Source organism: Vibrio inusitatus (genome assembly GCA_024346935.1).
Taxonomy (GTDB): domain Bacteria; phylum Pseudomonadota; class Gammaproteobacteria; order Enterobacterales; family Vibrionaceae; genus Vibrio; species Vibrio inusitatus.
Genome location: AP024878.1, coordinates 522,590 through 543,247 on the forward strand (window position 1 = coordinate 522,590; position 20,658 = coordinate 543,247).

Annotated in this window: 16 protein-coding genes; 7 read left to right on the forward strand and 9 right to left on the reverse strand. The window is 44.8% G+C overall.

Going from position 1 to position 20,658, the window contains the following annotated elements; genetic code table 11:
- Nucleotides 1–151: 151 nt before the first annotated feature.
- Nucleotides 152–2,740 carry a bifunctional aconitate hydratase 2/2-methylisocitrate dehydratase gene (acnB, locus tag OCU48_RS02505; RefSeq protein ID WP_141347145.1) on the forward strand — a complete coding sequence of 863 codons (2,589 nt, stop codon included), beginning with the start codon at nt 152–154 and terminating at the stop codon, nt 2,738–2,740.
- Nucleotides 2,741–2,814: 74 nt separating this feature from the next.
- Here the strand turns inward: acnB and OCU48_RS02510 are convergent, their stop codons facing one another.
- The 3 genes from OCU48_RS02510 to OCU48_RS02520 form a co-directional block, all read right to left on the reverse strand.
- Nucleotides 2,815–3,954 (reverse strand): glycerate kinase, encoded by a 1,140-nt coding sequence (locus OCU48_RS02510; RefSeq protein WP_141347146.1) that lies wholly within the window; start codon nt 3,952–3,954, stop codon nt 2,815–2,817.
- A 16-nt stretch (nt 3,955–3,970) separates the two neighbouring features.
- The gene (locus OCU48_RS02515; protein WP_141347147.1) at nt 3,971–5,236 is read right to left on the reverse strand and encodes a GntP family permease; all 1,266 of its coding nucleotides are present in this window, start codon (nt 5,234–5,236) and stop codon (nt 3,971–3,973) included.
- Nucleotides 5,237–5,367: 131 nt separating this feature from the next.
- On the reverse strand, nt 5,368–6,519 hold the full coding sequence (locus OCU48_RS02520) for a sugar diacid recognition domain-containing protein (protein WP_141347148.1): 1,152 nt from the start codon (nt 6,517–6,519) through the stop codon (nt 5,368–5,370).
- 147 nt (nt 6,520–6,666) lie between these two features.
- Between OCU48_RS02520 and OCU48_RS02525 the strand changes: the two genes are divergently transcribed.
- The 6 genes from OCU48_RS02525 to OCU48_RS02550 all read left to right on the forward strand — a co-directional run bounded on the left by OCU48_RS02525 (nt 6,667) and on the right by OCU48_RS02550 (nt 12,857).
- Nucleotides 6,667–7,035, forward strand: coding sequence for a YacL family protein (locus OCU48_RS02525; protein ID WP_141347149.1), 369 nt, complete (start codon nt 6,667–6,669; stop codon nt 7,033–7,035).
- A 206-nt stretch (nt 7,036–7,241) separates the two neighbouring features.
- Nucleotides 7,242–7,580, forward strand: a complete 339-nt coding sequence (gene glnK, locus OCU48_RS02530) for a P-II family nitrogen regulator (RefSeq protein ID WP_017028386.1) — start codon at nt 7,242–7,244, stop codon at nt 7,578–7,580.
- A 24-nt stretch (nt 7,581–7,604) separates the two neighbouring features.
- The gene (locus tag OCU48_RS02535; RefSeq protein ID WP_141347150.1) at nt 7,605–8,837 is read left to right on the forward strand and encodes an ammonium transporter; all 1,233 of its coding nucleotides are present in this window, start codon (nt 7,605–7,607) and stop codon (nt 8,835–8,837) included.
- 276 nt (nt 8,838–9,113) lie between these two features.
- Nucleotides 9,114–10,127: a Fe(3+) ABC transporter substrate-binding protein gene (locus OCU48_RS02540; RefSeq protein ID WP_141347151.1), complete on the forward strand. Its 1,014-nt coding sequence runs from the start codon at nt 9,114–9,116 to the stop codon at nt 10,125–10,127.
- 79 nt (nt 10,128–10,206) lie between these two features.
- Nucleotides 10,207–11,832 (forward strand): ABC transporter permease, encoded by a 1,626-nt coding sequence (locus OCU48_RS02545; protein WP_141347152.1) that lies wholly within the window; start codon nt 10,207–10,209, stop codon nt 11,830–11,832.
- Nucleotides 11,832–12,857: an ABC transporter ATP-binding protein gene (locus OCU48_RS02550; protein ID WP_141347153.1), complete on the forward strand. Its 1,026-nt coding sequence runs from the start codon at nt 11,832–11,834 to the stop codon at nt 12,855–12,857. The genes OCU48_RS02545 and OCU48_RS02550 overlap by 1 nt, the downstream gene beginning before the upstream one ends.
- On the opposite strand, the gene OCU48_RS02555 is transcribed toward OCU48_RS02550, so the two are convergent.
- The 6 genes from OCU48_RS02555 to OCU48_RS02580 all read right to left on the reverse strand — a co-directional run bounded on the left by OCU48_RS02555 (nt 12,854) and on the right by OCU48_RS02580 (nt 20,539).
- On the reverse strand, nt 12,854–14,737 hold the full coding sequence (locus tag OCU48_RS02555) for a beta-N-acetylhexosaminidase (protein ID WP_141347154.1): 1,884 nt from the start codon (nt 14,735–14,737) through the stop codon (nt 12,854–12,856). The two genes, OCU48_RS02550 and OCU48_RS02555, sit on opposite strands and share 4 nt — an antisense overlap.
- Nucleotides 14,734–16,458, reverse strand: a complete 1,725-nt coding sequence (locus tag OCU48_RS02560) for a glycoside hydrolase family 9 protein (RefSeq protein ID WP_141347155.1) — start codon at nt 16,456–16,458, stop codon at nt 14,734–14,736. The genes OCU48_RS02555 and OCU48_RS02560 overlap by 4 nt, the downstream gene beginning before the upstream one ends.
- A 61-nt stretch (nt 16,459–16,519) precedes the next feature.
- Complete coding sequence (locus tag OCU48_RS02565; protein ID WP_141347156.1) at nt 16,520–17,515, reverse strand: ABC transporter ATP-binding protein; 996 nt, start codon at nt 17,513–17,515, stop codon at nt 16,520–16,522.
- Nucleotides 17,516–17,533: 18 nt separating this feature from the next.
- Nucleotides 17,534–18,520 (reverse strand): ABC transporter ATP-binding protein, encoded by a 987-nt coding sequence (locus OCU48_RS02570; protein ID WP_141347157.1) that lies wholly within the window; start codon nt 18,518–18,520, stop codon nt 17,534–17,536.
- A gap of 2 nt (nt 18,521–18,522) precedes the next feature.
- Complete coding sequence (locus OCU48_RS02575) at nt 18,523–19,551, reverse strand: ABC transporter permease (RefSeq protein ID WP_141347158.1); 1,029 nt, start codon at nt 19,549–19,551, stop codon at nt 18,523–18,525.
- 1 nt (nt 19,552) lies between these two features.
- Entirely contained in the window at nt 19,553–20,539 is a 987-nt protein-coding gene (locus OCU48_RS02580; protein WP_141347159.1) for an ABC transporter permease, read from the reverse strand.
- Nucleotides 20,540–20,658 lie beyond the last annotated feature (119 nt).

Below are 20,658 nucleotides of genomic sequence, written 5' to 3' on the forward strand. Positions count from 1 at the left end.
GTTAATTTTGATATTCTCGGTACACCATTTTGGCCCTTGTTCACTGCGATGCATAAATGTTGCAGAAATATTACGACAATAGGACAAGGTGTCTGATCAAAGGATGTCTGTAGCTTTTTAGCTTACAGACCACAACCAGAGGAATGATGTTGTGCTTGAAGCTTATCGCAAACACGTAGCTGAGCGTGCTGAACAGGGAGTGGTTCCAAAGCCCCTAAACGCAGAACAAGTGGCTGCACTTGTTGAATTACTTAAGAACCCACCTCAAGGTGAAGAAACCTTCATCTTAGACCTTCTAGAAAATCGCATTCCGCCGGGCGTAGATGAAGCTGCATATGTTAAAGCAGGCTTTCTAACCGCAGTTACTAAGGGTGAGGTTGAATCACCACTAGTCAGTAAGCAAAAAGCGGCTGAATTGCTTGGCACAATGCAGGGTGGTTACAATATTGAACCCCTTGTTAGTTTATTAGATGACACTGAACTGGCTCCTATTGCGACAAAAGCACTTTCTCATACTCTGCTTATGTTCGATGCCTTCTACGATGTAGAAGAGAAAGCAAAAGCGGGTAATGAATTCGCGAAGCAAGTAGTTCAATCATGGGCGGATGCTGAGTGGTTTACTTCAAGAGACAAAGTTGCAGAAAAAATCACAGTAAAAGTATTTAAAGTCACCGGTGAAACCAATACTGATGATCTATCACCTGCGCCTGATGCTTGGTCACGTCCAGATATTCCTGTACATGCCAGAGCTATGCTGAAGATGGAGCGTGAAGGTATCCATCCTGATGAGCAGGGTAATGTTGGTCCTATCACTCAAATTGAAGAACTACAAAAAGACGGCATTCCACTTGCTTATGTTGGGGATGTTGTAGGTACAGGTTCTTCACGTAAGTCGGCAACAAACTCCGTGCTTTGGTTTATGGGTGATGACATCCCATTTGTACCAAACAAGCGCACAGGCGGTATCTGTCTAGGTGGTAAGATTGCTCCTATCTTTTACAACACGATGGAAGATTCCGGCGCATTGCCAATTGAACTAGATGTTCAAAAAATGAATATGGGTGATGTCATTGATATCTACCCATACGAAGGTGTCGTACGCAAAAACGGCGAAGATATTTCTAGTTTTGAACTAGGCAAAGTATTGCTTGATGAGGTTCGAGCTGGTGGACGTATTCCACTTATCGTAGGTCGTGGTTTAACGAGTCGAGCGCGTGTATCTCTAGGTTTAGAAGAGACTGATTTATTTGCTAAGCCGATTGACCCGTTGGCATCTGACAAAGGCTACACTCTAGCTCAAAAAATGGTCGGTAAAGCATGTGGCGTTGAAGGCGTACGTGCTGGTCAATATTGTGAGCCTAAGATGACTACTGTGGGCTCTCAAGATACTACAGGCCCTATGACTCGTGATGAGCTGAAGGACCTTGCTTGCTTGGGCTTCTCGGCTGATCTTGTGATGCAATCTTTCTGTCACACATCAGCCTATCCAAAACCGGTTGATGTGAACACTCACCATACTCTACCTGATTTCATCATGAACCGTGGCGGCGTATCACTTCGTCCAGGTGACGGCGTTATCCACTCATGGCTAAACCGTATGTTACTTCCTGATACGGTAGGTACAGGTGGTGATTCACATACACGTTTCCCTCTAGGCATCTCTTTCCCTGCTGGCTCTGGTCTTGTAGCGTTTGCTGCTGCGACGGGTGTTATGCCGCTTGATATGCCTGAGTCTATCTTGGTGCGCTTTAAAGGTGAGATGAAGCCAGGTATCACGCTACGTGATCTGGTTCATGCCATTCCTTATTACGGCATCAAGCAAGGCCTACTGACGGTTGAAAAAGCCGGTAAGATTAATGAATTCTCTGGTCGCGTTCTTGAGATTGAGGGCGTTGAACACCTGAGCGTAGAGCAGGCATTTGAACTTTCTGATGCTTCTGCAGAACGAAGTGCGGCAGGTTGTACGGTTAAGCTATCTCAAGAGTCTATCGAAGAATACCTTAACTCTAACGTTACTATGCTTAAGTGGATGATCGCTGAAGGCTACGGTGACCGTCGTACTATCGAGCGTCGTATTACGGCTATGCAAGAGTGGCTAGATAATCCAGAGCTTATGGCTGCTGATGCTGATGCTGAGTACGCTCACGTGATTGAGATTGATCTCGCAGAGATCGATGAGCCAATCTTGTGTGCGCCAAATGATCCTGATGATGCTCGTCCATTATCTGAAGTGCAAGGTACGAATATCGATGAGGTCTTCATCGGTTCATGTATGACTAATATTGGACACTTCCGAGCTGCAGGTAAGCTATTGGAGAAATTCAATGGCCAGTTGGATACGCGTCTTTGGGTTGCTCCGCCAACCAAAATGGACCGTGACCAGCTGACAGAAGAAGGCTACTACGGCATCTTTGGACGTGCAGGGGTTCGTATCGAAACTCCAGGCTGTTCATTATGTATGGGTAACCAGGCACGCGTTGCAGATAAAGCGACAGTAATGTCAACGTCGACTCGTAACTTCCCTAACCGTTTAGGTACTGGCGCGAACGTTTACTTGGCCTCAGCAGAACTGGCTGCAGTAGGTGCTATCTTAGGTCGCATTCCGACTAAAGAAGAATATCTAGAGTACTCATCGCAGATAGATGCGACGGCAGCGGATACCTACCGTTACCTGAACTTCCATCGCATGGGAGAGTACACAGAAAAAGCAGACACGGTGATTTTCCAAGAACCAGCATAATGTCTGAGCTACTGTAAATACGAAAAGGCCGCTTTATAGCGGCCTTTTTTGTATCGAGAATAGCTTATGCTTTGTTATATCGAGCGCTTCATCATATACAGCGCAGCCACATTACGAGCGGTTAGCTCAATATTCTCAGCTGCTTCTGCTAGTGCTGTTGGCAGATCTACCGAGCGGTTTACAACTGAAAATACCGCGTCGATACCGTGTGCATGAACCACACTACAATCTGCAGCTAGGCAGCCAGCAATACCAATGACGGGTAAGTTATGCTTTTTGGCGGTGCGTGCAACGCCAATCGGCGTTTTACCGTGGATGGTTTGGCTATCAATACGACCTTCACCTGTAATAACAAGATCTGCACCCGCGATAACGTCATCTAGATTTACAGCATCCATGACAATATTAATGCCAGGGCGAAGCTCAGCATTTAGCAGGCCAACGAGCGCTGCGCCAAGCCCACCAGCGGCACCCGCACCCGGTAGGTTGATAACATCAGCTCCTAACTGCTCTTTTATGATGTTGGCATAGTGGGCAAGGTTGGCATCTAATTGTTCAACCATTTCTGGTGTTGCGCCTTTTTGTGGACCGAATACCTGTGATGCCCCTTTTGGACCGCACAATGGATTATCAACGTCACATGCAACCTCAAGACGCACATCTTTTAGGCGTGAATCTAGATTGTTTAGGTCTATTGTTGCCAGTTTTGACAATTCACCACCACCAAAGCCGAGTTCATGACCTTTAGCGTCTAGCATGCGAATGCCAAGCGCTTGTGCCATTCCCAAGCCACCATCATTGGTCGCGCTACCGCCGATGCCAATAATAATATGCTCAACACCTTTATCTAATACGGCTTTGATTAGCTCACCCGTACCATAGGTAGTGGTTTTGAGCGGATTACGCATTTCTGGTGCGACTAAATCTAAACCTGAAGCTGCTGCCATTTCAATGATCGCAGTTTTGCTATCACCCAACATGCCGTAGAAGCCTTCAACGATGTCACCTAGTGGGCCAACAACAGGATGCTGAGTAATAGTGCCACTTGTCGCATCTACTAGCGATTGAACTGTGCCTTCACCACCATCCGCCATAGGCAGTTTAATGTACTCAGCGTCAGGCATTACTTGTTTAAAGCCATCTTCAATCGCTTGAGCAACACCCATTGCAGATAGGCTTTCTTTATATGAATCAGGAGCAATTATAATTTTCATGTTGAAACCCTTAAACTTAAACAAACAGACCAAATACACCGAAGATCATCACAGAAACAAACGCGATCATCAGACCTACTGCAGATTCGTAAGGAATCAGCTTAAGACGTTCACGAATACCCATGTGTACAGCACCGCCTGTGGCATGGAAGAAACTACCATGTGGCATGTGGTCAAGAACGGTAGCACCAGAGTGAATCATTGCAGCACCAGCAAGAGCGGGAACACCTAGCTCTAAAATAGTGTGGCTAAAGACACTAGCAGCAACCGCTGTACCGGCTGTAGTTGAAGCGGTAGCAAGGGACATCATCGCACCAGAAATTGGAGCTAATAGATAGGAAGGTAAACCTGACGCCGTCAAGATATCAATTAGTCCGCCTTTTAATGCAGAGTTGGCTACGATGCCCGCTAGGGTACCCGTACCAAGAAGCATTACGGCTACGGGAGCCATACGATTTAAACCGGCAACCGCAAATTGGTTAGAATCTTTGAAGCGTCCCATGACCACTGCACCAAGAAGACCGCCAAGAGGTAGCGCAATAAGTGGGTCAACATTAATGCCTGCAATAGGACGAAGTGCCAGCAGGGCAATAGCGACTAAAGGTGCAACAATCGCAGCGCTAAATGAAGGTAACTTACTATGGTCGACTGCTACGATTTCAGATGCTGAAACCTTGCTACCTTTATTGACTAAGCGCTTAGCTATAAAGTACGCCAATAGCATGCCACATAGGCCAGGGATAACGCCGGCAGCCATTACAGAGGTCAAAGGAACATTAAACGCATCAGAGGCTGCAATCGCATTTGGGTTTGGCGACATAACGTTACCTGCTTTACCGCCACCTACCATTGCTAGCAAGATTGCTGTCTTGGAAATATTCGCACGGTGAGCAATCGCTAGAGCAATTGGGGATACAGTAATAACAGCAACATCGACGAATACGCCAACGGCAGTCAAGATCATAGTGGCCACTGCAAGCGCTAGAAGTGCTCGCGTCTCGCCCACTTTCTTTACTATGGTCTCAGCAATAGAAGTTGCGGCGCCAGACTCGATGAGTACACCCGCTAACACACCCGCCGCTAATATACGTAGAACTGCAGTGACTATGCCTTGAGCGCCACCGATCATTAGGCCGACGGTATCTGTCAGTGATACACCACCAACAATACCGCCAATTAAGGCACCAATAATCATGCCGTAGGCGGGTGGAACTTTTTTTAGAATCAGCGCTATAGCCACTACAAGAGCGGCAAGTGCGCCGAGGGTTGAAACTTCAATCATGTGATATTTCCCAAGTAACAATTTGTAATTTTTCGGCAAATATAAAGAGGTAGGAGTGACAAGTCTTTAGCACTTGTTACAAATAAACAGCCATTTAGGACGTTGTTAATTGTGCATCTGCACAATTATGGTTATTTCCAGTGGAATAGATTGATGGCTATGTACAGTTGAAATAAGTCATCTATGTTATTGATATTTAGAGAGGTTATTTGATTTATTTTATCTATCCGGTAACGCAGAGTATTGCGGTGAATGTGTAGTTCCTTACAGGTGAGAGCTGAATCACAATTCTGTTTAAAATATGTTTTGAGAGTTTTGATAAGCAGCCCTTTTCCGTCTTGCTTCTGTAATAGCAGATAAGATTGCTCTAGCTGTTCGCGAATCCAGGAGTCTTCCAATAGGCTACTCATGATGGCTGGGAGTCGATGGTCTTGATAAAAGAACACCTCGCCAGAGCGATTACCGACGCTGTGCATGGTCAATTCGGCAGTATCGTAAGAACGTGCGAGTCCCGCGAGCCCAGGAAAGTAATCTCCTAGCGCAATTTTGATTTGAAACTTAGCTTCTTTTTTAATTCTTTTAAGAAGCAGATTTACACGTTTAGTTTCAGCCTCTTTAGACCAACCTTTTCCGGCCAACATTATAGGCTTTAGGACGACCACTTCGTTTTGTGAAACGGATAATATACCGACTAGGTTGTCGCGCTCGGGATATTCTAATAGATGCACTAATTGCTGCAGGTTCTCTAAGGAAGGTGCTTTATTGCCTATAGGGAGAACCTTTACGACAGCAGCAATCCGTGGTTGTTTAAGATCAAGATCCAAACGCTGGGCAATAGCCTGTAATTGCATGTCATTTAGAGTGCTGCCACGGATCAGTTGCAACACCAACTCTTCTCTGTGCCTCTTGTTCCATTCGACCTGTGACATTAGTGCAGCCTGTTCGACAATAAGCTCAGCGGTCATTTTGACTAATTCACCAAAATGATGCACTTGCTGCAGTGTGCCTGAAATACCGATCACGCCAATGACTTTATCTTGAAAAAGGATAGGTAGATTGATGCCAGGTTTCACGCCTTTTAGGTGCTCAGCCGTCGCTTCATCTATATTCACGACGCGAGACTCAGTGATAGCCAGTACTGCGCCTTCATGCTTTTGGTGCAAACGAGTAGCATCGCTCGAACCAATAATACGCCCTTGATCATCCATGACATTAATAGAGTAGGGAATGATCTTCATTGTTCGTTCAACAATTTGTCTGGCGATCATTTCATTAAGTTGCATAAAAGGGTCTCATATATACAGGTATCTGTTTCAGGCACTATCAGCAGGATAGTAACGACAAATGCGTCAATATGCTCGTTTCTAAAAAGATAATGGTATACTGCCGAGCTTGTGACGCTTAGTTATTATTGCAGTATAGGTTGAGTTATGGAGTTTGAATTTAGACGCGTATTTGGAAAATACTCCGTTCAATGCAGCATGGGACACGAGATTATTGGTCGTTGGCTGAATGAAGAAATTGGTAGAGACATGGAAAAGATCAGCCAAGTTCTGAGTCTGATAGCACAGGCGGAAAACAATCTAGCGGACGTATTTAATCTTCCCGGTACAGAAATCAGCATCAGTATTGAAGCAGGCGAAGTGACCGTACAAGAAAACGTATTGCTGCAGCAATATGAACAAGACTTTGAACCAGATATGGACTTCTATGATTGCGAAAGTTCTGGAATGTGCGGCTTAGAGGACTTCTCTACCCTTATCCACCAATGGCAGCGTTTTCTAACGACAGGCAGATAGGCCCTTGCCTCCTTAATTGCACAATCTTGTGACATTTTTTAACATTTGTTCATTTTTGGTGAGTCTAGTGCACCAATCTTGTGCAATTAATTTCACTTCTTTTCTTCTTTATCTTATAAATCCTTTAAATTCATACCCTTAAAAACTTGGCACGCCCTTTGTATATGTAAAAGTGTTGATGAAATTAATTATGCAGAGGGAAAGCGATGAAACTTATCAATGCAATTATAAAACCCTTCAAACTGGACGATGTCCGTGAAGCACTTTCGGATGTGGGAATTGAAGGTATGACTGTTTCTGAGGTTAAGGGATTTGGCCGTCAGAAAGGTCACACTGAGTTGTACCGTGGTGCAGAGTATCAAGTGGATTTCTTGCCAAAAGTTAAGCTAGAAATCGCAACACAGGCTGAGAACGTTGACCGTGTTGTTGAAGCTGTTAGTAAAGCAGCTCACACAGGCAAGATTGGTGACGGCAAGATTTTTGTCTACGACCTATCTCAGGCTGTACGTATTCGTACAGGCGAAATGGATACAGAAGCCCTTTAAGAATAACGGACAAGAGAATTTATTATGGAACTTACAGCTACAGTAACGGAACTTCGTTACGCACTAGACACTTTTTTCTTTCTTATTTCAGGTGCGTTAGTTATGTGGATGGCAGCAGGCTTTGCCATGCTAGAAGCAGGCTTAGTACGCTCTAAAAATACCACTGAAATCTTAACTAAAAACATCGTGTTGTACGCAATCGCTTGTACTATGTTCTTGCTAGTAGGCTACAACATCATGTACGTAGACAATAGCGGTGGCGGTTACCTACCATCATTTGGCAGCCTAATTGGAACACAAGGTGAAGGGGCAGATCACTCTCTAGAATCTGATTTCTTCTTCCAAGTAGTGTTCGTAGCGACTGCAATGTCAGTGGTTTCTGGTGCTGTAGCTGAACGTATGAAACTTTGGGCTTTCCTTGCATTCACAGTCGTTCTTACTGGCTTTATCTACCCGATGGAAGGGTACTGGACTTGGGGCGGTGGTTTCCTATCAGAAGCGGGCTTCAGTGATTTTGCTGGCTCAGGTATTGTTCACATGGCAGGTGCAGCAGCTGCACTATCAGGTGTCATTCTACTAGGTGCTCGTAAGGGGAAATACGGTAAAAACGGTTCAGTTCACCCTATCCCTGGTTCAAACATGCCTCTTGCGACACTAGGTACGTTTATCCTTTGGTTTGGTTGGTTCGGCTTCAACGGCGGTTCTCAGCTAATGGTTTCTGATTTTGAAAACGCAACCGCTGTAGGTCAAATCTTCCTAAACACTAACGCGGCTGCAGCTGCAGGTGCAATCGCTGCGCTTCTAGTGTGTAAGACAACTTGGGGTAAGGCTGATCTTACTATGATTCTTAACGGTGCGTTGGCTGGTCTGGTTGCTATAACGGCTGACCCTCTATCCCCATCACCACTTGCTGCGGTTAGTGTTGGTGCAGCAGCCGGTGCAATCGTAGTATTCAGTATCGTAGGCTTAGATAAAATCAAGATTGATGATCCAGTAGGTGCTATCTCTGTACACGGTGTGTGTGGTTTCTTTGGCTTGATGGTTGTGCCTCTAAGCAACGGTGATGCAACCTTTGGTGCTCAGCTTCTTGGTGCAGCAGTAATCTTCGGTTGGGTATTTGGTGCAAGTATGGTTGTGTGGGCTGTATTAAAAGCCACTATGGGTATCCGTGTTACTGAAGAAGAAGAGATGGAAGGCATGGACGTTCACGATTGTGGTATCGGTGCTTACCCAGAATTCATGACAGTGAAGTCATAATTCTTTAAATCAAACATTTAACGAAAGGCCTACTTTAAAGTAGGCCTTTTTTTGTGTGGAATATGTGTGAATTTAGTAGAACTTATCCACTATGAGTTATATTTTTGGACGTAATCTCAGTGCTTTAAATCTTATTTTTACAAAGCTGAATCACATAAATTGACAGTAAAGTTAAATAAATCGCATTTTAGTTGTGTTTTATCATTGTTTGAAACGAGTTCTTGAATATAATAAACGCATTGATAACTATTCTCACTTTCAATTAAGGGAACTAGAATGAAAAAATTACTTGTGTTGACTGCTGCTATTAGCGGTGTATTCGCGCCAATCGCATCAGCTTCAGAAGAAGTGAACGTATACTCTTACCGCCAGCCATTTTTGGTTGAACCAATGTTTGATGAATTTACTAAACAAACGGGTATCACGGTAAATGTTAAGTTCTCTAATACAGGTATCGCTGAGAAACTAGTTCAAGAGGGCGAGTACAGCCCAGCTGACGTAGTGTTGACTACAGACATTAGTCGCTTGGTTGAGTTAAGCAATAAAGATGTTGTACAGAGCGTTGATAGCAAAGTGATCGATGAAAATGTTCCTGCTCAATATCGTGACCCTGAAAGCGAGTGGTTTTCTCTAACTCTACGTGCACGTAACGTATACTCTTCTCGTGATCGTGTAGGCAAGCTTGGCTCTGATTTTGATTATAAAGACCTAGCTAACCCGGAGTACAAAGGCAAGATCTGTACTCGTAGTGGTAAGCACCCATACAATGTTTCGCTAGTGGCTTCTATGGTGGCGCACTACGGTGAAGCAGAAGCGAAAACTTGGCTTGAAGGCGTTAAGGCGAACCTAGCTCGTAAGCCTCAAGGCAACGACCGCGCACAAGTTAAAGCGATTAAAGAGGGTCTGTGTGACCTAGCTCTAGGTAACAGCTACTACTTAGGTAAAATGGTTAACGATCCTAAGCAAGTCGAGTGGGCTGAATCGGTTTACATTAACTTCCCTGGTCAAGAATCTAACGGCACACATGTAAACGTGAGTGGCATGGCGATGGCTAAGCACTCTCCAAACCGTGAGAACGCTCTGAAGCTTATGGAGTTTTTAACTGGCGACAAAGCTCAGCAAATGTACGCAGAAATAAACTATGAGTACCCAGTGAAAGAAGGTGTGAAGCGTTCTGAACTTGTAGCATCATGGGGTGACTTTAAGGCTGATACTCTAGCGCTAGAGAAAATTGCTGAAAATCATGCCATTGCTGTGAAGCTATTGGATGAAACTAAGTTTGACCTGTAATACACTGCATGGGATAAACACCTATAAACTTTAAGGTTTAGAAATAAGGCGTCTTTAGGGCGCCTTTTCAAGTTATTTGATGAAAGAAAACTACCCAGTATTTCGAACCAGTAGCGCACTCTTAGCTGTGCTACTGGTTTTGCCAATTTTAGCTATTTTTTACACCAGTATTGGTGGTGACAATGACTTGTTCACCCACCTTTTTGCTACGGTGTTGCCTACCTATGTCTCAAATACCTTTTGGTTGGTATTTGGTGTGATGTTGCTGTCTTTGTTAATTGGTATTCCAAGCGCTTGGCTAATGGCCATGTGTCGCCTTCCTTCTGAGAAAATATTGCAATGGGCAATGGTACTGCCGCTGGCAATGCCAGGTTATATCGTCGGTTACGTGTTTACGGACTGGTTTGATTTTGCAGGCCCTTTGCAGATTTTCCTACGAGACCTTACTGGCTGGGGACCTGGAGATTATTGGTTTCCTGATATGCGCACCTTAGGTGGCGCTATCTGGGTGTTGTCATTAGTTCTCTATCCGTACATTTACCTGCTGTGTCGCGCTGCATTCATGGAACAAAGCGTAAGTATTTTGCAATCAGCTAGATTGCTAAAATGTTCGCCGTGGCAAAGTTTTTGGCGTATATCGTTACCAATTATTCGACCTTCAATTGCCGTTGGTTTGTCTCTTGTAGCGATGGAGGCGATTGGTGATTTTGGTACGGTAAGTTACTTTGCTGTGAATACCCTCACCACTGCTGTATTTGATACTTGGCTTGGTTACTCTAATTTGGGCGCAGCCGCTAAAATTTCAGCGATTATGCTATTGGTCATTATCCTGCTTATCAGTGCTGAACGTTACAGTCGCCGCAAGCAGAAGCTGTTCCAAAATCAATTTAATAGTCATGAAAACTTCCGCTATGAACTGAAAGGCTGGAAAAAGTGGGCGGCAGTTACTTGGTGTTGGTCTATTGTTGCGGTTGCTTTTATCTTCCCGTTACTTCAGCTTTGTCAGTATGCTTATCGTTACTTTTCACAAAGTTGGACGACTCAATTTTATCAATATGCAATGAACAGTCTGCAGGTTTCGGTACTGGCGGCATTGATTGCCCTTGTTATCGCGGTTGTACTTAATTTCTATAATCGCCTATCAACCACAACCAGTAGCAATGTGTTCGTACGTTTGGCATCCCTAGGCTACGCCGTTCCGGGGACTGTTCTTGCGATTGGTGTGATGGTCCCCGTACTAACTGCTGATCATTTCATTAATGATATTGCGAAGGCAATGGATTGGGGTCGACCTGGACTTATCTTCTCTGGTTCTATGTTCGCCATCGTATTTGCATTTGTTGTACGCTTCTCTGCTGTTGCCATTGGTACTATTGAGAGCAGTATGAATAAAGTGTCACCATCATTGGATATGGCTGCTCGTACTATGGGCTGCAACAGTACGCAAATGCTACAGCGTGTGCATATCCCATTGATGAAACGTGGAGCGTTGATTGCCTTTTTATTGGTGTTTATCGAGTCAATGAAGGAGTTAAATGCGGCATTGCTACTACGACCATTTAACTTTGAAACTCTTGCCACCTACGTGTATAACTTTGCCTCTGATGAGCAATTGGAAATCGCGGCGATGCCTGCTGTGCTTCTTGTGCTTGTTGGATTGATCCCGTTAATTATCGTCAACCGTTCTTTGGAGCAACCACACTAATGAGCCGTACCTTAGCCATTAAAGACCTCACCTGTAAGTATGACAACCAGACTGTTCTTGAGTCTTTGTCTTTAAAGGTTAAACAGGGAGAAATTGTCTGTTTGCTGGGGGCTAGCGGTTGTGGGAAAACCACACTGCTTAAGGCAATATCAGGTTTGCTACCCTTAACAAAGGGGTATATTGAACTTAACGGTAACGTTATTGATGATGGTAAGCATTGGATAGCACCAGAACAACGAAATATTGGGATGATCTTTCAAGATTATGCGTTGTTTCCACACCTTACAGTGGCCGAGAATATCTGTTTTGGTATTCAAGAGTTGGCGAAAGAGGTGCAAAAAGAACGTGTCTTGCAGATGCTTGAAATGGTACACCTACAGGAACTCGGTGATCGTTATCCACACCAATTGTCTGGTGGTCAACAACAGAGAGTGGCGATTGCGCGTTCTCTTGCTTATAAACCAGACCTATTACTGCTCGATGAACCGTTTTCGAATATCGATACCCAAGTGCGCCATAAACTGATTGCTCAGATCCGCTCTATTTTCAAGCAAGCAGGGGTAACGGCTATTTTTGTTACCCATAGTAGAGAAGAGGCTTTTGCCTTTGCGGATAAGATGGCAGTGATGAATAAGGGAGTGATAGAGCAGTTTGGTACCGCAAGCGATTTGTATCACAATCCATCGAGCCGATTTGTTGCTGACTTCCTTGGCGGTGGCAGTTATTTACCCGGGCGTAGAGTAGAGCAAGGGCTATATCAGACAGCTCTAGGTGTGGTTAAAGCGCTATCTAAGCAGCAAAGTACAGATGAGCAGGCTCATATATTGTTTAGACCTCAACATCTGCAACTGACTGCAACTCCTGATGGATTAACTAAAGTATTAGAACAGCAGTTCATGGGTGACCACTTCCGCTATGTTATTGATGTTGATGGACATAAGCTGCTGTCTAGCTCCATAGAACAATTAGACATTGGTAGTCGAGTTGACGTTACCTTAACCCCAACTCAACTACTGGCTTTTTAATAGAAAGGGTTGCGGTAGTGGATATCGCGACCGTCTAATGCTTGCAAATCAATCTGTAAACGAGATAAGAAATCATCCCAGTCTTTGTTGGTTTCTTTAGTCCACGCTACCTCTGCGATGGCTTGCAACCTTGGGTGCACCATATATTGCAGTCGCTCAGCACTATCAATCAGTTCACACCATAATCCCGCTTGGATTCCCCACACCTTTTGTTGGATAGGATCGTTAGCCTCAATCTCACTCAATGGACGATAGTGATAAGCGTGTTTGAGCGGAGTAATGTTCGCCCAATAAAATCCAGACTCAGTGGCATCAAATTCTTGAGCCATATCGAGGTAGGTGTATTGACCTGGCTGCAGCACCACATCAAAGCCTTTGCGTGCGCATTTTATGGCAGCTTCTTCACTTTGCCATGAATAGATCACGGTTTGTTGGCTAACCTTATCTCCATACTGAGCCTCTTCCCAGCCAAGCATGCGCTTGCCCAAACTATGTAATTTGTTTTCTACGTAGCGCAGTAGATGTCCTTGCAGTTCTTTCGCATCAGAGTAACCGTGCTTAGTCATTACTGCTTGGCATTTTTTACTATCCGTCCAAACTCCTTCAGGGACTTCATCAGCACCGATATGTACATAAGGTGCAGGAAACAACTGTGCCACCTCTTCTAATACTGTATCGAGGAATACATAAGTTCCCTCTAACGCAGGGGAGAGCACGTTGTCGGTATAGTGCTGTACACTGCGGTAGATTGACCTGTCATCACTATCGAGCAAAAGATGAGGCAGAGCCTTGATCGCCGCTCGGCAGTGACCCGGTATGTCGATCTCAGGGATAACCGTGATCCCACGACGCTTAGCGTAGGCAATCACCTCTTTTATTTGTTGCTGAGAATAGAAGCCGCCATACTTGGAATCGATGTGTTTGAATTGAGCGGTAAGAGGCAGATCTTTGCCTCGCCATGCGCCTATATCGGTGAGCTCAGGGAAGGCCTTTATCTCAATGCGCCACCCTTCATCATCGGTGAGATGCCAATGAAAGTGGTTGTATTTATAACGGGCAAGTTGATCAATGGTCAACTTCACTTGATCTAGTTCATGAAAGTGTCTGGAACAATCTAGCATCATTCCTCGATAGTCATAGACCGGGCTATCTGATATCTGAATGCAAGTGGCTTTCACTCCATTGCCAAGCAGTTGCAATAAAGAAGCAACACCGTGACTAAACCCTTGGGAACCACTGGCAAATAGAGTGATTGAGTTACGGGACACCTCTAATTGATAAGATTGGTGAGGTAAGCTTTCAAGTTGCTTAAATTCGATTCTGCTTGTTTGATCCCCTAGGGACAAATCAAGTTCAGGCTTTGCTTCAATCAGCCATAAAACGGCTTCTTCTGCTTGCTTACACTCTGAGAACACGCCTTCTTTTTGGGAAAACTCAAAGACACCAGAGCCAATTTGTATCTCTTGAGGCTTAGGAATTATGCCTATGCTTGCCTTGCTTATCATTTTTAAAGGCTGTGCGTTTGATTGTGGCTCTATGAGTTGCAGAGGCGTTACATCGACAATGTATTGTTCATGGGTAGTGATAAATGCCTCTAAAATACCATCACATTGTAGCTGTAAAGGCGGAGTTGGCATCTCAAATTCAGTGTTGAATAGGTCGCCATTTTCAAGCCTTGGCAGAGACTTTAAAGTGCAAAAGCTACCCACCTGAGAGAGCTCACCTTGAGTAATGCTGTTCGCGTCTAAGAGACGGGTAATCGAAAAGTAGAGAGTCCAATCTTTAAGTATTAGTGAAGAGTGGTTACTTATCGTCATTGAAAATCGAGTACGTTGCTCAGTTTGGTTTATCACTTTTAAGTCGAGACGAAATAGGCTCATTGAGAGTCTCCTGATAATTCATCACTGGTTTGATAGGCAATGGCTAATAGGTACCATGCTGCATGAGGTAGCCATTGTTCACCCCAACGCCAATTTTGTTCTAAGTTGTCTGCGTATTCTTCGGGGTTGAACCCGATGCCTGACGGGTTATTGAAGGCTGCGGTAATGCCATTGCAAATGCCTCCTTTCGCATTGAAAAAACCCAACTCAGGAAGGTAGTCTGGATTGTTGTGTCCGTGTCCATCGAGCATACACATATCATAGGGGTTAAGACCAAGAACCCAGTTGAGGGATTGCTGTGCGTAGTTTTTTACTTGAGGAATTAGGTGCTTAGATAGATAAGGCAGTGAAAAATGTGCCATAGCGGCTAGTGAAGCAAGGCGGGCATTCTCTCCTTGCCACCAATAGCCTGATTCGTTGTCTTGAGCAATAAAAAAGGCATCACGTTTCGCTCCACTAACATCTTTGACATATTGTCTAGGATACCCAAAGGGATTCGCCACTTTTTGAGTGATGCTCATCTCAAACATTAGTGATGCGTTGATAGTATCGACTACCTGACTTCTCATTGTTGTATCTGTCTCAATATCGAGAAAAGAACATAAGGCGATAACTGGCAATCCAGCTTCAGCAGCATGAAAATAAGGGCGAGAGCCATCACTGTTGGCTGACCAAAAGTGATGGCAATCATTATCACTAGATTGGCGAGCAATTAATCTATTAGCCCAACTGCGTGCTTCGTCTAAATAGTGGGACTTTTGGGTTGTTTTATAGAGTTCGATACTCGCAAGTAGAGCGCAATATTCATCAATAATGTTTTCAGTGTGATCGTCTAGGTAGTCTTGGTTGTGTTCAATTAGATGCCAGTATCCGAGCTCTGCTTTTTCCAAATAAGTGGTATTGCTAAACTCGCCACAGTGTTCAAGCCTAGCCGCAGAGGCTAGAGCTGCAATGGACACTCCCGCCCCTTGACGAAAGCCTGCGTGATAACTATCAAGCTTAATGCCTGCTTGGGTTTTATAGGCGCAGATGTCTCTCTGAGCTGGGTCTTTACTCCATTGATCGAATACCGTCATGTAGAAGAAGCCTGTTTCATCTTGCATTCGCACCAGAAAATCAGCGCCAAATAGAGCTTCATCCATCAGACGAGTTTGCGTAAAAGAATGGCAACTTGGCTCAGTTTTTAACTTGTCTAAACTAGAGAGCAGGTTCCACACCAACATAGGAATCTGCTGCGGGTTCAGATAGTTGGCATAGGATAGGTGACTTAGATATTTGCTTACATCGCCAGAAGCATCATACCAACCTCCAGAGATATCCATGGTTTGATCTGAGCCAAATAGTTTCGCTTGTTGATCTGCTTGATCATAAATACCACTACAACGCTGAGATTTGAAATAATGCAAAAGATCAGAGAAGGTGCGCTTGAACAGAAGTTGAGGTTGAATCTCAAAAGAGTGTGACGCACTGCCTTCAAAGCGAATCTGATAAATGCCACTCTTGTTGAGTTGACTAAAGTTAAACGGATAACTCCAACCTATATTCCATTGATCTACTTGTTCACCGGATTGTAGAGCAATGCGGGCCACCTCTTTTTGGGTCTCGGTATCAACAATACTGACTTGTAATTTATCTGCTGTTTTAAGTGGGTGAGGGGAAAGAAGTACACCTTGTTTATTGGCCGCAGTGGAATAGCCGATTTGATTGATTAACAACTGCATAAGTCGTTATTCCTTATAGAAAAATAGCCCCCAATAGTGGGGGCCAAAATAGAAGTCACCCTTAACCCTCGTGCAAATAACAGCGCACAAAGTGGTTTTCGGACAGTTGAGTGACTTCAGGGAGTTTATCTTTACATTTGTCGGTAGCGTGTAGGCAACGCCCTGCAAAAGGGCAACCAGCAGACTCTGGAGTCCAAAGGGGTATTTCCCCCTTATTCCCAGCTAATTTTTCATGGATAGATTTAGCTGGATCGGGCACTGCAGAAACCAACAATTGTGTATACGGGTGTTGCGGATTGGCAATAACCTCGTCGGTATCCCCCCATTCCACCATATGACCTACATACATAACGGCGATGTCTTCGGCAATGTAACGCGCCGTGGCAATGTCATGAGTGATGTACAGAAGAGACATCTGCTTTTCAAATTTCATCTCTTCCATCAGGTTTAGTACGCCAGCTCGAATAGACACATCTAGCATTGAGGTGGGCTCATCAGCGAGTACCACTTCTGCACCTACAGCAATGTTGCGTGCTAGATTTACCCTTTGACGCTGACCGCCAGAGAGTTGATGAGGAAATTTCTCTGCTGTTTCCTTTGGAGGAATTAAACCAACTTGCTCAAGAAGGTCATAAACACGCTCTTGTAGCTCTTTCTTGTTCCCTGATGGCACCTTCTTGTGGATCAGAAGTGGTCGAGCAATATGATGAAAGATGTTGTGGGTTGGGTTGAGAGAGCCAAATGGGTCCTGCCATACCATTTGCACGCCCTCTCGGTAGCGCATAAGATCAGACTTTTTAGTGATGGTTTGGATATCACGACCACGATATTCGATGCAGCCGTTACTAGGGGCATACATTTTGGCAATCATCTTAGCGGTGGTGGATTTACCAGAACCAGACTCACCAACTACGGATAATCCACGGCTCTTATACATCTTAAATGACACGTCATTAATGGCTCGCATCATTGGGTTTTTTAGCGCATTGCTACTCACAGGAAAGTCTTTGACTAAGTTCTTGCCTTCAATGAGTAATTCGCCTGTTGCTTTGCTCATGTTACTTCTCCATTGGCCTTAGCTGACTTCTTGTTGTGCGATAGGCTCACCAAACAGGTGACAGTTTGAAAAGCGTTGATGCTCTATTTGGCGCAGGTGTGTGGGTACTGTCTTGCATCGCTCTGTGACCTCGGAGCAACGTGCCTGAAAGCGGCAACCTTCTGGGATTTCCAATAAGTTCAATGGATTACCAGGAATGCCTGTCAACTTGGTTTTAGGACCAGTGAGTGGAGGGAAAGAGCTCCCTAATCCACGAGTGTAAGGGTGGAAAGGGTGCTCGAGAATTTGCTTGGCAGGAGCAACTTCAATTAATTCACCGGAATACATAATCCCAATGCGATCTGAGAACTCGACCATCAATGAAAGATCATGGGTGATGAATAAGATAGAAAAGCCAAACTCTTCTTTTAATGCGTAGATCTTTTGCAAGATCTCTCGCTGTACCACTACATCAAGTGCTGTGGTAGGTTCATCCATAATGATCATCTTAGGGTTCAAAGCCAAAGCAATTGCAATCACTAATCGTTGACGCATACCGCCAGAGAATTGGTGAGGAAAATCGCTGAGTCGGCTCGGGTGGATATCAACGATCTCCAGCAATCCCTCAGCACGGTTAATTGCTTGCTCTCGAGTCATGTTAGTGTGACGCATGATTACGTCACAGAACTGCTCTTCGATTGGCAGCACTGGGTTAAGGGCGTTCATCGCACTTTGAAATACCATAGACATTTCGCTCCAGCGAAACGCTTGCATACGGTCATCACTGTATTGAAGAATATCTTCGCCGTTAAAGATCACCTCTCCACCGGAGATAAAAGCTGGTGGCTTATGCAGGCGCATAAGAGAGAAGGCTACGGTGGATTTACCACAACCGGATTCTCCGGCTAGGCCAAACACTTCACCGGGAGCAATATCAAAGCTCACGTTATTACACGCTCTTACATCGCCGGCATCGGTAATGTAATCCACACAAAGATTGCGCACAGAAATTAATGGTTCAGTCATGATCAGTCTCCGCGCATGATTGGGTGAGTTGGAACTTTAATTGGTTCAGATTTACGTTCTTTTTTGTCTAACTTGGCCATTTTTTTCCAGCGACGCATACCTTTATGAGAGCGAAGCTGTGGATTAGCAATTTCATCAACCGCAAAGTTAAGTAGAGCTAGGCCTGTGACCAACAGCGTCAGCGCCATACAAGGTGCGAGTAATTCCCACCAAGCGCCAATCAGCATTGAAGAAGAGGTTTGTACGTTGTAAAGCATAATGCCCCAACTGATAGTGTTGGGATCGCCCATACCTAAAAACGATATAGTGGCTTCCATCATGATGGCGTACATCACAGAACCAATGAAACTAGCACCCACAATAGAGATAAGATTTGGCAGTATTTCCACAAAGATGATCCTAAATGAAGACTCACCCAGTACTTCTGCAGCCTTAACAAACTCTTTTTCGCGTAATGCCAGGGTCTGAGCTCTTACAACGCGAGCCCCCCATGCCCAAGAGGTGATCCCTATGATAAGGGCAATGGTTAATGGCCCGGCCTCACCAATAAATGCAGCAACAACGAACAGCAACGGATATTGAGGAATAACTAGCATGATGTTCATTGCGGCGGTCAGGAATTCATCCACCTTGCCACCAAAGTAGCCCGCGGAAACGCCAATAATAGTGGCAAGAAAACATACAGTGATGCCCGCACCAAAGCCAACGGCCAAAGATACGCGAGCACCATAGGCTACTTGTGCCCAAACATCTCGTCCCATGCGCGTTGTACCTAAGGTGTGTTCTGCATCCTTAGACATTCGTAGGGTACGGTTGTCTGTTGCTAGGTTTTGTGCCACCCAACCCTCAGGGTTTGCTTGCGCAGCTTTGACGATCAACCCCGGATATTCGTGAGGTTTACCTGTGCGTTTATCCGGAGCATGTTGCGTGATCAGCGGTGCAGCAATAGCAATAAATAAGAATGTGCTTAGAATAGCGACGCCAATCATGGCAACGGTATTGCCTCGAACCAGTTTTAGTATGTCTTTCATATTACTTGCCTCCCTTGCGTAAGCGAGGATCTAGCAGTACATACAGCATGTCGGCTAGTAAGTTAAAGAACAGCATGAATAGGGTCATGATCAATAGTTGCCCTTGCAACACTTGGTAATCGCGAGCGGTAATTGCATTAAACAGTACTGTGCCAAGACCAGGATAGTTGAAGATAATTTCGATAATCAATTGCCCACCAATTGCCATACCTAGCGACATGGATAGGGCAGTAACACTTGGCAATAAAGCATTTCGTGCAGCGTAATTAAACACGACTCGATTTTCGCTAAGACCTTTTCCTTTTGCCATAGTGATGTAGTCTTCAGCGAGCAAGTTGATCATGTTGTTTCGCATATTCACAAGGAAGCCACCAATCTGCACAATCGAGGCACAAAATAGAGGTAATACAGCGTGATAGGCGACGTTCTTTATAAACTCCCAGCTTGTCCAATCTGGGGTTATGCCAGCGGTATACGCGTAGCCTGTTGGGAACCATTTAAGACCAATGGCGAAGATGAACATCGCTAACATAGCAATAACCACCTGCGGTACCGCCTGAATAACCAGCATGCCAGGGGTAATAAAAGTATCGTATTTGCTGCCACGTTTCCAAGCAGCGAAGACCCCTAGTATTGAGCCAAGAGAAAATGAAAGCACTACAGCAGTGCCTGCTAGAAATAAAGACCAACCAAAGGCGCCGCCGAGCAATTCATTCACGCTCAGAGGGTAGAATTTGATAGAAGTACCCAACTCCCAGCTTAGAATACTCTTGATATAAGTGATGTATTGCATCCACAAAGGACCATCAACGAAACCTAGCAGTTGTTTCATTGCCTCGATGCGCTCTGGAGTTACTTGGGCTGTCGCATTAGCAAACATCATGGTAACGGGGTCACCTGGCATTGCTCGCGGTATAATAAAGTTAATCGTCGCTGCTACCAGCAACGCGATAAAATAGAACGATAGACGTCTTAGAAAATATCCCATACCTACACCTTAACTATCCGATTTATTTTCCTTATATCGGATAAAGCTCGCTTTTTGGGCGAAGAGTCCCCTGACGCTTTAGCGCCATACTTGTTATTGACTTTGAGGGGAATTAATCG